We start from the raw sequence: 13,177 nt of genomic DNA on the forward strand, positions 1-13,177 counted from the left end.
AATCTCCTAGTAATTTCCATTTAATTACTAGGCTAGTTTCTTACGGCCTTTTTCAGGAAAAATGGGACTTAATAATTTAATACCTGATTAATTGTCAATTGACATACCACCGCAGGACTTTAAAAGAATAGTCCATCAGTTTTATTATTGTTAAAGAAAGAGGAAAAAATGTATCCACACCATTAAAGTAATTACTTCCATTCCTTATTCCTTATCTTCAAAATGGTTTAATATATAATTTTTCAAATCGACGATACGAATGGTGTCCGGTTCCTGGTCAGTTCCGGCAATAACGAGTGCGCCAAGGAGGTCATTTTTATGGAGCCCGCCATGTTCTCCGCCATCCTCATGGACAGCAATACCATCTGCGTAAAAAGAATGGCCTGGTCTGGCAGTAAGAACCAGTTTGGCTGGTTCATGGCTTTTCAGCGCAGTTTCCAAATGGTTCAGGCCATCCGGATAATTACCATAGCTCATGTCATTATCACCCTTTTTATTCAAATCCAGGATCTTTTTATTTCCTTGAATCGTCCAATTTTGCCCGTATATATCCGTTTTTTCTCCGCCTCTTTTAAAACGCAGCTCTCCCTTATGGGCAGGACTCATCACTTTAACCCATCCATCCTCCATCCAAGCCGCAATGTCAATATCCGGATGATTTAGCGCACGCCCCGCTAGAGAGGGAATCAGGTCTCTGTTATGCAAGTCATAAATATAGGCGCTCCGCTGATTGATGCCTAAACCAATGTCTCCTTCACTGACCGGGTCCCCTAAATCAGCAATATAATAATCGCCATAAAGGCTCTCTAAATCAATCGCTGTCTCTTCTTCAGTTTTGTTAAGCTGGTCCTGGGCATGGTCACCGAAAATGATAAACACATTTTCTTCAAGCGCTTCTTCCCAGCTGCCATAGCTATTAAGGATTCCCTGTAAACAGCCATCGGCTTTTTCAAACCCATCCCGGTGCAAGGAACCGTGTTTATGGATTTCTTTATCATTGTCAGGAAAAAATAAAAGGAGAAAATCCGGCTGCCTATTATTTTTTATAAGGCGCTGGGCAGCTTCCATTGAATACTTGTCCACCAGGCCTGCACGGTTAAAAATACCATCTGTAAATGCCTCACTTTCAAATCCGTCAGGTTTCTTAATACGCCCGAAAGAGAGATTGTCAGGTCCCTTTGTTTCAATAGTGCCTGGCAGGTCACTCAAATGTTCGGTTAAGGGAGGCATGTCAAGCGTATGTTCTGTATTTCCGCGGTATAACACCGTATTGACAGCTCCGGAAGTAAATCCCTGGGCGTCAAGATCGTCAAAGACCGTAGGAACATCTTTATTTAGATGCTCATTATTCAGGTTATATAGCACATCATACAGTCCTTGGGATAATCCGTTTTCCCGCCAGAATTCCCAATTAGACCCGTAGTTCACAATCCGGTCTTCATCCTGTTTAAACCAGGATAAACCAGGAACGCCGTGTTTATCAGGCATTTCTCCAGTGATTAACGTACTTTCGACCGTGACAGACATGCTTGGAAAAGGCGCCACTAAATCTTTATAATACTGGCCATTCTCTATTAAGTATTCAAGAGCGGGAACGCTCCCTTCCTCCAGGCTCTCGTCAAGTGTGGAGCCCATTAATGAGTCAATCATCACCATCACCACTTTTTTATCAGACGACGAGTCGGGAGCCCGGCTGTACAAATAATCTCCCTGCTCGTTTTCAATACTGCTGCCCATCTGACAAGAGGTTAATAGAACTATTAGTACTAAAAGGTATTTAATTTTCGCCACCTCCCGTTATTCTCTGCCTAAAACGATCGAACGTATGATTATAGTGTTCTTTTGAATCCGTTTTTAATGCATGGGATTATCTGCTCATTTAAGAGATGTTTGAGAGCGTTATCATTGACAACTGTATGAACGTTTCTCTAAAAATGTGTGAATACTTTAGTTTACAGGGGGATAACACTTTTTTTTATTTGCAGGAGGTCTATAATTGAAAGTATTCATTTAATGGTCACCAGTTGTTTTACAGATGGAGGGAAACAGTATGGAACCGCTCATACAATTACTGCAAGAGCCGCTTGTGCTCCTTTTTGTTATTTTATTTCTCGGTTCACTTCTTGGCCAGGCAACAATAAAAGGGCTGAGTCTCGGTACGTCCGGTGTGCTGCTTGTGGCCATGGTATTCGGCCATTTCGGTTACCAGATCTCGCCGGTGGTACAAAACCTCGGCCTCAGTCTGTTTATTGTTGCTGTCGGGCTGCAGGCAGGCCCAAGGTTTTTCAGAATGATGAAAACATCCGGAATTATTTTTGGCATTATTGGTTTGCTGATTGTGCTGATCGCTTCTTTGACAACTATTTTAGTTTCAAAGGTACTTGGACTGTCGCCCGCTTTAAGTATCGGGCTTATGACAGGCGCTCTTACCAGTACGCCGGGCCTTGCTGCTGCCCTCCAATCGACTAACGATCCACTCGCGTCAGTCGGTTACGGGATAGCTTATCCGTTCGGTGTGGTGGCTGTTGTTCTGTTTGTTCAGCTGTTCCCAAAGCTGCTGCAGATTGATTTAGAAAAAGATTTAAAACGGAAAGTGGGGCCTGTAAGACACAAAACTTCTCCGGAAGCGATGACTATTGAAGTGACGTCGGACCATATGCATAAAAAAACGCTGAAGGAACTGAAGCTTGCGCCTAATAGTTCAGCTGTAATCAGCCGTGTCATAAGAGGAAACCGGAACATTATCAGTTTAAGCGATACAGTCATTTTAAAAGGCGACCGCCTTGTAGCTGTAGGGATACCGCGTGACCTGGAAAAATTATGTGAGGATATCGGCCGGAAAGTAGACACGAATTTTTCCAATGCCGACCATATAAAATTGAGAAAGGTCACCGTGGATTCGGAAGACATGATAGGAAAAAGTATAAGGGAGCTGCGGTTGCGAAGCAGGTTCGGTGTAACCGTCACGCGAATGGAGCGGGGAGGCTTTGAGTTCAACCAGAATCCCGGCTGGCGCCTTGAACGGGGAGACATCTTAACCGTCGTAAGCAGTGAGGACCGTCTGAATGAGGTTGAACAGATTTTCAGCAGAAAAAAGCTCGCTGTTACTAATGTGCATATTTTTTCATTAAGTTTAATTTTGCTTATAGGCATTTTCGTCGGCTTAATGCCGATCTATTTGCCTGGGCTTGGCACATTGACGCTCGGTGTGGCGGGCGGTCCATTATTCGTTGCCTTAATTATCGGCCACTTCGGAAAACTGGGGCCCATCCAGGCACGGTTTTTCCAGCCTTCCAATCAGGTCATTCGTGACATAGGCCTCGTGCTGTTTCTGGCCGGGGCCGGCACCACAGCAGGGGAAGGCCTGGTAGAGGTCGTCATGGCAGAAGGGCTTCGTCTAGTTTTCGGAGGGGCGCTTATCACCATTTTGCCCATACTGACCGGATTTTTAATTGCAAAAAAACTCTTCCACTTAAGCATTCTTCATTCGCTCGGCGCTCTTTGCGGGGGATTAACGAGTACGCCGGGTTTAGGAGCTGTGAACCAGCTTACTAAAGGGGATGAGCCTGCTATTGCTTACGCTGCCGCTTATCCGTTTGCTCTTATCTTTGTAGCGATCGCCGCACAGCTTCTCGTCTTTGTACTTTAACCATTTACAGGTTCGTGTTCGTTTATTTATAATCCGCGCCTCACAGGCCGTCTTAACGACGGTTTGTGAGGCGTTTTTTTTTCAGCTGTTCACAGAATGCTCTGAAGGATTTCATGCTCATTTCATAATTGTTTTCTAAGCTTAAATTATAACGGAAAGACGGCTTTATCAGGAAAAGTAAAGGGAGGTTGAATTTATGATACTTAAATGGGCAGGTTTATCAGTTGGACTGCTGCTGCTTGTGTTATCGGCCTGCGGAAATGAAGACGCATTAACGGCAAAGGAAGTAAAAGCGGATGCGGCAAATGACCAGGAAGAGACGGAAACTGCTCTTGAGACAGACGTCTTTGAGGACATCCGCCAGCAATCCTACGAGTATATGCAGGAGCCGGATTTTAACATCATAACCGCTAAAGAGCTGTATGAGAAAGTGATTTTTGAAGACAGTACGGAGTTTCTCATTCTGGATGTGAGGGATACATCCACTTTTGCTCAAGGTCATATCCCAGGAGCCGTAAATATCCCGTACCGGATTTCCGGGAAAGAAAACATGCTGGACCAGCTGCCTGAGGATAAAACAATTTATGTGGTATGTTTCTCAGGGCATACGGCAAGCCAGACGGCGGGGACGCTGAATCTTTTAGGTTATGAAGCGAAAACGCTTCAATTCGGAATGGGAGGCTATGCTGCAGGGACTGAGCTTGGCGCCAGTATTCCGGGGGCACCGGCGGAGCTGGAAGTTGTGACGCACTCTTCTGACACAGAAGGTTCCTATGAACTGCCTGAAGTGACTTATATGGACGATCTCACAATCAGTGAAATAGTTATGAACCAGGCACAAAATTATCTGGATAAAGACATGCCAGCGGTCATAGGCGTTTCAGATGTTAAAGAAATGGTTGAAAAAGAAGAATTTGAAGACTACCAGTTAGTTGATATCAGACTTGAAGACGATTATAAGAGAGGCCACGTGCCTCATGCGATCAACATTCCGTATACAGATTTATTTGAATCAGACCAGCTGAAGCTGCTTGATCCTGAAAAAACGACGGTATTAATTGGCTATAACGGCTATGATGCGAGCCAGGTGAACCGCCTGCTTAACCAGCTTGAAATACCGGCTGTCCCGATGGCTTACGGGATGAGTATGTGGGCTGGTGATGAAGGCATCATTGGACAGACGCCGCTTAATTTTGACGGCACAGAGACGCTCCCTGTTGAGGAGCTTAAATACGATTTAGACGGCGGCGAGGTAGAGACGAGCTGCAGTTAAACGAAAGGAGTGAAAAGACGAGATGAAAATGAAGCGAAGAAGTTTTCTAAAAGCGGGAGCTGCCACTGCGGCAGCAGCGGCCATCCCGTTTAAACTCTCAATCAGTGACTTTAAAGAAGCGGCAGAGAATGAAGATATGAAAAGAATTGCCACAACATGCAACGGATGTGCGAGTATGTGCGGTATTTACGCGTATATGAAAAATGGGCGCTTATGGCGTGTGGAAGGCCACCCCGTTCATCTGAAGTCGAAAGGCAGACTCTGCGCGAGAGGACATGGAATGGCAGCGGACCTTTACGGCAAGGGCCGTGTGCCGGGACCGATGAAAAAAGTAGCGGAAGGTGAATTTGAACCTATTTCCTGGGAGCAGGCATTTAAGGAAATAGGGGAAAAGCTGACTAAAATAAATGAGGAGCATAGCGGAAACAGTTTTCTCTGGCTTGAACACGGCGTCAGGGGCAAGCGGTACGCCGATCCTCTTCTCGATCGTATCGGATCATCCAACTATATCACGCATTACTCCACGTGCTTTTCCTCAAAGACGAATGCGTGGCAGCAGATGGTTGGCGGTATGCTTAACGGTGACCATGCCAACGCGAAGTATATGATCTTTGAAGGCAGAAACTTTGCCGGAGGAATTATTCCAAATGGTATGAATCAGATCACGAAAGCGAAAGAGAACGGGGCAAAAATCGTTGTTATTGATCCGAAATACTCTGAAATAGCAAAAATAGCCGATGACTGGATCCCGATAAGACCTGGAAGCGATTTAGCTCTCCGCCTTGCTATGGCCCAAGTGATGATCAGTGAGAACCTCTATGACAAAGCTTTTGTTAAAAAGTACGTCGACGGCTTTGAGGAATACTGGCACGAAAACAAAGATAAAACACCTGAATGGGCAGAAGAGCTGACTGGCATCCCCGCTGATAAAATCAGGGAGATCAGCAGGGAGTTTGCCGCAAACGCTCCTGAGGCGTTTATTGAACCGGGGTGGCACGGACTTCATTGCCATTATATTAACAGCACACAAACAGCGCAGATGGGAGTCATTTTAAACGCTTTGGCCGGCAATTTCTACAAACGCGGCGGTTTAATGCCGAGCGCGAACGTGGACTTCGGAGAATACCTTCATAAAGATATTGTTGAAACAGAGAAAGGACCGCGGGCAGACGGGGCAGGGGTAGAAGGCGAATATATGACTGTCGAGCCGGGCCGCGGCATTTCCCAAACGGTCCCTGATATGATTGCTGACGGCAAAATTAAATCTGTCTTTATTTATCACTTCAATCCTTTAAGAACAGCGCCTGACCCGGAGTATCAGAAGAAAATAAAAGAAGCGGAGCTGGTGGTTTCCATCCCTGTTGACTGGAATGAAACCTCTGTTTTTACAGCGGATTATATTCTGCCTGAAAGTTATTATCTGGAGAGAACAGAAGTGCCTACAGCCGTGTCCGGCCATATTTCACACGATTACCCTCAGATTTCAATTCGACAGCAGGTGGCAGACCCGCTCCACGATACAAAACCGCTGATTGATATTATGAGAGGGGTCACAAAAGCGATGGGTTATAATGCCCTTTATGATTTTACGGTAGAAGATGAAATGAAAGCGATGCTGGAGCCTGTAGGCGTGTCACCTGAACAACTAAAAGAAGCGGGGACTGTGGAACTTCAGACCAGCTCGGTTAAGCCTGAATTTCCGGTGAATATGCAAGGCAAACCAGCTCTTGGAACGTACACAGGTAAAATCCAGTTTTCTGCTGAGTTGTTCCGCATTGACGGCAAAAAAGGAATTCCAACATGGATTCCGCCTAAAGTGGAGCCGGACCGGTCAAAAGCTGATCAGTTCAGGCTGATTCATGGAAAGCAGCCGTATCATTCCCATCACGTCACAAGCAACAATCCCCACCTTGTCAAAATTACTGAAAAGTACAATGGGACCGCGATGTGGATGAATAGTGAAAGAGCTGAAAAACTAGGCATTAAAGACGGTGATCAGGTGACTATAGCTTCGGATCTGGCGACTAAAAGCATCCCCGTTAAAGTGACTGAACTGATTCATCCTGAATGCGTATGGATCTCTTCCGCTTATGGCGGATTCTCGGATAAACTACAAACTTCTTATAACCTGGGAGTTAACTACAATGATTTTATTCCTGCTATGGTTGAACCTTATTCCGGCACAACGATGTCACAGGAAGTCGTCGTGACTGTCAGCAAAGGTGGTGAAGCATAATGGCCCGTTACGGACTTTTAATAGACGCCTCAAAATGCACAGGATGCCACGCCTGCAGTGTTGCATGCAGTATGTATAACGAACTTGAGGAAGAAGTCACTTATAACAGACTTGAATTTATTGAACGGGGAAAATATCCGCATGCTGTCATGGAAATTGTCCCGCTCCAATGTATGCACTGCGATAATCCGCCGTGTGCCACGGTGTGCCCGACTAATGCCACTTTCAAAAGGGAGGACGGCATCGTTTCGATTGATGAAAATAAATGTATCGGATGTAAAGCCTGTATGACGGCTTGTCCTTACGATGCCCGTAACCTGAATGAAGGAAGAATACCGGAAAAATGCCGGTGGTGTCCTGAAATGCTGGAAAATGGAAAGCAGCCTGCGTGTTCAAGTACTTGTATGAATGAAGTAAGGCTTTTCGGGGATTTGGATGATCCGGGTAGTGAAATAAATAAAAAAATGGCTCAACATGAAGTGAAACAAATCATTCCTGAAAAAGGAACACAGCCGCGAATCTATTACATTAAATAATAAGCGAGGTGAGTATTATGCTGAAGCAAAAACTTTGGATCGGAATATCCGCTCTCCTGGTCTTAATTGGGATGGCAGGAATGATTAATATTTTTCTTCATGGAGAACATGTGATGGGGACCACTAACTATGTGCCATGGGGATCACTGATTGGAGCGTATGTCTTTTTTGTAGCAACCAGTACAGGGTTAACTTTTATTTCGTCATTGGCACACACATTTAAAGTTCATAAGTTCGATGTGCTAACGAAAAGAATGACGCTGGCATCGATTGCTACTTTGCTAATGGGTTTTGTCATGATCGGAATTGAACTTGGAAACCCTTTGGCAATGGTGTATATCATTCTTTCCCCAAACTTTACCGCTCCAATTTTCTGGATGGGCCTGCTTTACAGTTTCTATCTCGCGTTACATGTTGTCGAATTTTACTTTCAGCTTAAAGGGGATCATAAGAAAATTAATGTGATCAGTCCGATCGTTCTGGCCGTTGCAGTAGCTGCTCAAAGTACTCTCGGTGCTGTATTCGGTATGGCAGTCGCCAGAGGATACTGGAACGATGCTTACATTTCTATTTATTTTATTCTGCTGGCCTTTATTTCTGGTCTCGCATTTGTCAGCATTATGATGTTCCTCATGTCTAAAGCAGATGTTATTTCGAAAAAGACAAAAGACCAAATCAGTCAGTTGCCCCCCGTAATGTCTAAAATGATATTAGGCTTACTGGCAGCTGCCGTATTCTTTAATGTGTGGAAGTGGATTTACACTCTTTCCGGAAATGTACCCGGACAGGCTGATGCAGCTATGCTCATGGCCGGCGGGGCCCTGACACTGCCATATTGGCTTCTTGAAGTAGGCTTTGTCTTTGTTGTGCCAATTGTTTTGCTGCTCACCTTAAAAAAACAGCAAGGACTTGCACTAATGTTGTCGGGACTATCCATGCTAATTGGTATTTTTGCAATGAGAATGATTATGGTGTTTGCAGGGCAGGCCATACCTTTAAATATTATTCCAGGAGCAGAGTCTGCAACAGGTCTCAGAGAATTTTCTATTACGTGGTCTGAATGGGCCACTTTCGGATTTGGGGTTGGCGGGACTATTCTAATTTACATCCTGGGCGAAAAATTATTTAACTTAAATTTAGAAGATGACCACCACACTGAATCTGAAAAATCCGGGGAAAAAATGACCAATACCGGCTATAAATACGCTCGCTGAAATTCTAAATAGTGGAGGTGAGAAAGTGATCATGCCAGCTGTGAAAAATAATTATCAAATGCTGCTTACACTGTTTGCGGAACTGTATAAATATCCTGATGAGGAGATAGAAAGAGATATTATGAACGGAGCTGCTGAAAATGAAATGACCCGGGGGTTCATATCCTGCTCCGTGCCTGTTACAACAAAGCTCGATCTTCATCAGCTGAGCTTCGAAGAGAACAATGTACAAAAACAGTTTATGACGGCATTCAGCGGGTTGAGCAAACCTTTTTCGCCTCCCGTAGAATCTCTTTATAAACCTTGGAGTACCGACGCTGATGCTCCTAAACAGCTTGCGAAAAAAAGAGGCTATTATATGGGGGACAGCGCACTTCATATGAATCATTTACTAAGCTGTTACGGCTTTGGAGTGCCTGAAGAATTTAAGATGATGCCTGACCATCTTGTGATTGAACTGGAATTTTATGCTTTTTTGCTTGGAGAAGACACCCGTATGGCTGTCACCTTCTATGAAGAACATTTGGACTGGATAAAAGATTTTGAGAAAGAGATGAACAAATTAGGCGGGGTGCCTTTTTATCAGGAAGTGACGAGAAGGCTGAGAAACCTGCTGTCGATCCATCCATTGGAGATAATAAACGGAGAGGAGTGATGACAATGAACCGGATTTACGGGCTGCTGTTGGGAGCTTTAATCATGGCCGGAGCTGCCGGGTGCGGAACAGAGGCCCAACTGGAAGCAGCCGAACCGGAGCCTTTCACAAGCGCTTCTGAACAGGATCTGTCTGACTACATCATAACGGAGGAAGAGGAAGACGAAGAGGAGCATGTTCCTTATAATGAAGACTGGAACTATATTACCACTCTTGAATTAATGAGGGTACTGGACGGACAGGAGACGACCAGCCAGGACCGGAGTTCATATGACGAAGTGCCTCCTGAATGGAACGGCGTAGCCCTGATCGATTCAAGACCGAGGGAAGTTTTTGCAGCCGGGCATATCAATGGGGCGGTAAACATCCCTGACAGCGAGTTTGATTCCTTTACAGACATGCTTCCGGAAGATAAAGAAACAATGCTTATTTTTTACTGCGGAGGACTTCACTGTCCTTTAAGCGGCAATTCTGCTGAAAAAGCGATGGAACTTGGCTATGACAATTCGTATGTCTATCAGGAAGGCACGCCGGCCTGGAAGAAGGCAGGGAATTACTTTACGGTCGATGAGTCCTACGTGGAAGAAAAAATCATGGAATCCTACGTTGCCAGAGAGGATACCAAACCTGTTTTATTAATTGACACCAGAACGTATGAAGGCTACTTTAATGAACACATTCCTACCGCTGTTTTTTGGGATGATACGCAGTACGGTGTCAAATATGCCGGGTTTGCTCCGGAAAATAAAGAGGCAGAAATCATTGTATACTGCGGAGGTTTTTTCTGTCATAAAAGCCATGAACTGGCTGAAAGTTTACTTGGCGACGGTTATACGAATGTGAAAGTGTTTGCCGGTGGTATGCCGGCGTGGAAGCAGGCAGCGCTTCCGGTGTTTGGAATGGAAAGCGGCGGAGAAGACTTTGACGTATCAGCCGGAAAAGTCGACAGATCGGTCAGCTCAGATGAGTTTGATGATCTCGTACAAAAGGGCTCAACCGTGATTGACGTACGCGGCGAATCTGAGACAGCCAGCGGGATGATCGATAACGCTATCCATATTCCGGATGGAGATATTCATGCAAACGATCCTGGGGTAGAAGAGAATTTACCAGAAGATAAAAATGATACGCTTGTTATCCACTGTGCAAGCGGCGCCCGGGCAGCCGGAGTGGTAGAAAAGATAGCAGATCTCGGTTATGAAGAGGTATATTATTTAAACGGACCGATTTCAATTTCTTCTGACGGCAGTTATTCTCTTGATTAAACCTATTTTGAGGGGTTGTCCCAAAAGTTAACCTTTTGAGGACAACCCCTTTGCATCTTCATTTTTTTGTCCAAGTACTGCTCAATCGCCCATCCGCTCCATTGCCTCACCCTAATCATCCTCACCCAAAAACTTTATATGCTTTTTTTGTCAATTATCGCACACTTTAACGGATATGCTAGGAGAGGGATGAATTTTTTCGTATGATAAGGGTAACAGGTAAAAACGGGGGCGGGTATGATGGGGCAGAGAAACTTCACAATTTTAGTAGCCGATGATGAAGCCGAAATGGCGGCGTTTATTTCTGAGTATATCGAGAAGGAAGGCTACCGGGTGGTTACGGCAGAAAACGGGCGTGAACTACTGGATATAATTAACACCCATAAAATAGATCTTATTCTTCTCGATGTGATGATGCCGGTAATGAACGGGTTTGAGGCATTAAAAGAAGTTCGGATGACCAGGAAAATTCCAGTCATAATGGTCACAGCAAAGTCAGATGAGAATGACCGGATCCAGGGACTTAAATCCGGAGCTGATGATTATATTATTAAACCTTTCAGTCCAAGGGAACTGCTGGCCAGAGTTGAAGCCCAGCTGCGGAGAAACTACGAATTTAATGAAGAAAACGATACAGGGGAGATCACCTACGGAATTATAGAAGTAAACCCTGGTGCCCGTAAAGTTTATGTTAAGAATGAACTGATCAGCTTAACCCGGAAAGAGTATGATCTGCTAATCCATTTTTTGAATCATCCAGAGCAGGTGTTTAACCGGGAACAGTTGCTGGACCGGGTATGGGGAATGAATTATACGGCAGGCGGGCACCGCACGGTCGATACTCATATGAAAACATTAAGGTTCAAGATGAAACAGGCTGGGGAGTATTTCCAGACTGTTTATGGTGTCGGTTATGTCCTTGAGAAGGTGAAAACATGACATGGTCGCTTAAGAAAAAAACGTGGATTTTCATTATTGCTTTTACAAGTGTCACGATGTTTTCAATTATTATGCTGACAAATTATTTATATGAGCAGTATTATATGGAAAACCAGGTCGCCCAGTTAAGCGCAAGGGGGGACGTCCTTGCTGAAGCTTACTATGAGCAGAATGATGAGGAAAAGGAAGAATTCCATCAGCTTATTTCCTTTATGTCCAGGTGTGCTGCTGCCAATATACAATATGATGACTCGGAAAACCTGTTGAATGGGCAACTCCCGTTAAATATTCCTTTACACGACGCTGAACGCCAATTGACTGATGAAGAAATGGTGAACCTGGCTCAGAATAATCCTTTGATTTCGACCAAAGCAGGCCACAATGAAGATTATCTCGTTATACTAAACCCATTACTGGATGATCACGACACGCTGCTCGGGGCTGTCATAATATCTACTCCAGTTACCGCTACTTTTGCACCTTTCCAATCGGTTCAAGGGCTGATATTTGCTGTTTTAGCTTTGGCATTTACAGTCATTGTGTTTATTTTAAAAAAAGTGGCAGATTACGTCATTAACCCGGTTGAGAAAATAACAGCTATTTCAAAGGACGTAGCCAAGGGGGATTTTTCAAGGAAGATAGAGGTTTCTAATAAGGACGAAATAGGTGACCTTGCCGCCTCTTTTAATTACATGAGTACTTCCTTAGCTGAAGCTGACCAGAAAAAACAGGAATTCCTTGGCAATGTGTCGCATGAATTAAGGACACCTTTAAGTTATTTAAAAGGATATTCGGAAGTGCTGTTGGATCAGAAGGGAAAAGGGGAACCACTGGAAACAAAATATATAGAAAAAATACAGGCCGAGGGGAACAGGATGGAGAGTCTTATTCATGACCTCCTTGATTTAGCGAGGCTGGAAGGAGACTCCTACCCAATGTCGCTCGCTCCGATACCCTTTGCGCAACTCATAGAAGAGGCAGTCGAACGAATGGATTTATTATGCAGGCAGCAGGATATAGAAATCAGAACTGACCTGGATTACAGCGCCATTATTAATGGGGATGAAAAACGGATTGAACAAGTTCTCGTCAATTTAATAGAAAACGCTGTCCGATACGGAAAAGAAGGACATTATATCGACGTCTTAATGGAAACAGAAGGAGACGAGGCTGTATTAAAGGTTATTGATTACGGGGAAGGCATCCCGGAAGAAGCATTGAAGCAGCTCACCGAACGTTTCTACCGGATTGATAAATCGAGATCACGCGCCTCTGGAGGGACAGGATTGGGCCTTACGATTGTTAAAGAAATAATCAAAAAGCATAACGGTTCGCTGGCATTTGAATCTGAACCAGGTAAAGGCATGACTGTGACAGTAAAACTGCCCTTGTTTAGAGAGAGCTTTTAGC

10 protein-coding genes are annotated in these 13,177 nt (G+C 44.6%); 9 read left to right on the forward strand and 1 reads right to left on the reverse strand.

Annotation, left to right across the window (positions count from 1 at the left end; genetic code table 11):
• Positions 1-204: 204 nt before the first annotated feature.
• The gene (locus tag K8O68_RS03945; RefSeq protein ID WP_230895640.1) at positions 205-1,791 is read right to left on the reverse strand and encodes an alkaline phosphatase family protein; all 1,587 of its coding nucleotides are present in this window, start codon (positions 1,789-1,791) and stop codon (positions 205-207) included.
• A gap of 259 nt (positions 1,792-2,050) precedes the next feature.
• Here K8O68_RS03945 and K8O68_RS03950 point away from each other — a divergent pair, with 259 nt between their 5' ends.
• The 9 genes from K8O68_RS03950 to K8O68_RS03990 all read left to right on the forward strand — a co-directional run bounded on the left by K8O68_RS03950 (position 2,051) and on the right by K8O68_RS03990 (position 13,176).
• Positions 2,051-3,649, forward strand: a complete 1,599-nt coding sequence (locus K8O68_RS03950) for an aspartate:alanine exchanger family transporter (protein WP_230895641.1) — start codon at positions 2,051-2,053, stop codon at positions 3,647-3,649.
• Between the two features lie 196 nt (positions 3,650-3,845).
• Positions 3,846-4,922, forward strand: a complete 1,077-nt coding sequence (srrE, locus tag K8O68_RS03955; protein ID WP_230895642.1) for a respiratory selenite reductase-associated lipoprotein SrrE — start codon at positions 3,846-3,848, stop codon at positions 4,920-4,922.
• A 22-nt stretch (positions 4,923-4,944) separates the two neighbouring features.
• Complete coding sequence (srrA, locus tag K8O68_RS03960) at positions 4,945-7,158, forward strand: respiratory selenite reductase catalytic subunit SrrA (RefSeq protein WP_230895643.1); 2,214 nt, start codon at positions 4,945-4,947, stop codon at positions 7,156-7,158.
• Positions 7,158-7,694: a respiratory selenite reductase subunit SrrB gene (gene srrB / locus K8O68_RS03965; protein ID WP_230895644.1), complete on the forward strand. Its 537-nt coding sequence runs from the start codon at positions 7,158-7,160 to the stop codon at positions 7,692-7,694. The genes srrA and srrB overlap by 1 nt, the downstream gene beginning before the upstream one ends.
• Positions 7,695-7,711: 17 nt before the next feature.
• Positions 7,712-8,908 carry a respiratory selenite reductase subunit SrrC gene (gene srrC, locus K8O68_RS03970; protein WP_230895645.1) on the forward strand — a complete coding sequence of 399 codons (1,197 nt, stop codon included), beginning with the start codon at positions 7,712-7,714 and terminating at the stop codon, positions 8,906-8,908.
• Between the two features lie 31 nt (positions 8,909-8,939).
• The gene (locus K8O68_RS03975; protein ID WP_230895730.1) at positions 8,940-9,563 is read left to right on the forward strand and encodes a TorD/DmsD family molecular chaperone; all 624 of its coding nucleotides are present in this window, start codon (positions 8,940-8,942) and stop codon (positions 9,561-9,563) included.
• A gap of 5 nt (positions 9,564-9,568) precedes the next feature.
• Positions 9,569-10,828 (forward strand): respiratory selenite reductase-associated lipoprotein SrrF, encoded by a 1,260-nt coding sequence (srrF, locus tag K8O68_RS03980; protein WP_230895646.1) that lies wholly within the window; start codon positions 9,569-9,571, stop codon positions 10,826-10,828.
• Between the two features lie 237 nt (positions 10,829-11,065).
• The gene (locus K8O68_RS03985) at positions 11,066-11,767 is read left to right on the forward strand and encodes a response regulator transcription factor (RefSeq protein ID WP_370640483.1); all 702 of its coding nucleotides are present in this window, start codon (positions 11,066-11,068) and stop codon (positions 11,765-11,767) included.
• Positions 11,764-13,176, forward strand: a complete 1,413-nt coding sequence (locus K8O68_RS03990) for a sensor histidine kinase (protein ID WP_230895647.1) — start codon at positions 11,764-11,766, stop codon at positions 13,174-13,176. Before K8O68_RS03985 ends, K8O68_RS03990 begins: the two co-directional genes overlap by 4 nt.
• Position 13,177: the final 1 nt, after the last annotated feature.

The sequence above is a fragment of the Salipaludibacillus sp. CUR1 genome (assembly GCF_021028955.1).
GTDB lineage: Bacteria > Bacillota > Bacilli > Bacillales > Salisediminibacteriaceae > Salipaludibacillus.